The 1,497-nt window shown below is 37.3% G+C and carries 1 protein-coding gene; it reads right to left on the bottom strand.

Going from position 1 to position 1,497, the window contains the following annotated elements; genetic code table 11:
• Positions 1 to 1,494 (bottom strand): IS1182 family transposase (locus ACFPH8_RS14985; protein ID WP_465251610.1); only part of this gene is annotated, 1,494 nt, incomplete at its 3' end.
• Between the last annotated feature and the right edge of the window lie 3 nt (positions 1,495 to 1,497).

The following is a 1,497-nucleotide window of genomic DNA, read 5'->3' as shown; positions in this document are numbered from 1 at the left end:
AAGACCAAGTGCTTTTGCCTTGGTTTTTGACATTTTCTGTGTAAACTTCAAGTACTTTTTAAGATTGTATGCCATGGCTGCTAAATGCATGACCTTATTTGCCTGTTTTATTCCTATGGTATTTATTTTTCTTAAACCCATAAATTGGGTGAGTGTTCCAAAAACGGGTTCTACAGTACTTTGTCGTTTGCCTTTCATATAGCTGCCTTGCGGACTATTTACACGTTTTATATTACGTTCATATTCTGCTTTGTAATACGTGACAGAAAACTTTTTCTCTTTGGCAGTTTTACCCAAACAGCGCAACTTTATTGGGCAGTCCTTACATTGATGGGTCGTGCCGCGATATTCCTTTTTTAAGGTTCCAGTACGATAATCATGAAAAACCTTTTTAAAGGGAATAATCTCGCCTTGAGGACAAACATAATGGTCTTGATCTCTATGGTGATAAAAATTATCTGGACCGCCTTTATAGGTGCCGTGAGGTGGAATAAAACTCTGCAAGTTAATATGCTCCAAAAATGCATAGTTCTCACCACTACTGTAGCCTGTATCAGCCACACAATTATGCCAGAGTAATCCTGATCGGTTTAATCGCGGTTTTAAACGCCCGACTATATCTTGTAAATACTGATTGTCTCTTTTATCGGCATGGTAAGCCCAAATATCCGTTATAACATGGTGCCCAGTATCCACACTTAATTGGCTCATGTAATTAAGCTTTCTAGCCTTGCCTGGTTTAACACTAATGCGGGCATCGGGGTCTGTAGGACTATAATGGGTTTTATTACTTGTGTATTTACTACCTTTATTTCCCGCTCCTTGACGCTGGTCTTGGTCTTTTGCCCACTTTTTATTCCTGCTCTTTATCGCTCCAAGTTCCTGCTTATTAGCACTAATGGTTTGCTGCTCTTTACTGGCCTTATTTTCTTTACTTTTTCGTAATGGAACTTCTTTATCCATGGCACTAATGTGCCTTATTTTCTGTAAATGTGAAGCTAAATCTTCTTCAGGTACTTTAAGCTCTAAACTATCCATGGAAGCATTCGCTTTTATAGGTGCTGAATCTATAGCTTGGGTATGACCACTAACCATACCTTTTTCAATACACATGTGCAGCACATTGGTAAAAACTTCTTCAAATATATCTTCTGGAAAGAGTTGGCGTGTGCGGCTAATGGTAGAATGCCAAGGTAATTCATCATCCAAATCATAATCGATAAAAAATAGAATATCCAAACGCATACTGCTATGTTGGATTAATTTCCTATCGCTGATGATGTTCTCCAAGTAACCAACCAAACACAGTTTAAAAAAAACCACAGGATCAATACTCTTTTGACCTGTAACACCGTAAAACGGTTCGGTTAATTTGTATAAATACTTTAAATCTAATACACTTTTAAGTTGTCGATAAAAGTTGTGCTTTGGTACACGTTCACTCAATAAAAATTCTGTAAATAACTTCTCCTGATATATCTTTTTGCCTTGCATATC

The sequence above is a fragment of the Bizionia hallyeonensis genome, assembly GCF_042657385.1.
Taxonomy (GTDB): Bacteria; Bacteroidota; Bacteroidia; order Flavobacteriales; family Flavobacteriaceae; genus Algorimicrobium; species Algorimicrobium hallyeonense.
This window is presented reverse-complemented; position numbering and strand designations above follow the sequence as displayed.